General features: G+C 66.5%; 1 protein-coding gene. It reads right to left on the minus strand.

Annotation, left to right across the window (positions count from 1 at the left end):
- On the minus strand, positions 1-537 hold a 537-nt coding region (locus MKL20_RS00105), incomplete at both ends, for an ABC transporter substrate-binding protein (RefSeq protein ID WP_244034980.1).

A 537-nucleotide genomic window follows, 5' to 3' on the forward strand; every position in this document is an offset into this window, starting at 1 on the left:
TGCCACGCGATGAGCCTGTTGGTCGATCGCAAGTCGATCCAGGACTACATCTACGGCCGCACCGGCCGGGCCACGGCCAATTCGGTGAACGGCCCGGAGCGCTTCGTCTCGAAGAACACAAGCTTCGCGTTCGATCCGGCCCTTGCCGCCGGTCTCCAGGCGCTTGAGCACCTCGTCCTCGACGAGCAGGTTCCAGGCGTAGTCGTACTCGCCGGTCTGGAGCACGGCGCGGGCCGCCGAGACCGCATCGCCGCCGCCCTTCATCTCGACGCTGTCGAAATAGGGGCGGTTGGGCAGGTGGTAATTCGGGTTGCGTTCGCCGCGGACGATGTCGCCGGGCCGGAATTCGAGGAACCGGTACGGGCCGGTGCCCACCGGCGCCAGGTTCTGCGGCGCCTCCCGGGACTTGGCGCCGGTATAGGCGGCGAACAGGTGTTTCGGGATCACCATGCCGACGGTGCCCACGAAGGCATCGCTCCAGTACGGCGTCGGCTTGTCGAACAGGATCCGGATGCTGAGGTCGTCGATCTTCTCGAC

Source organism: Methylobacterium sp. E-066, from assembly GCF_022829635.1.
Classification (GTDB): Bacteria; Pseudomonadota; Alphaproteobacteria; order Rhizobiales; family Beijerinckiaceae; genus Methylobacterium.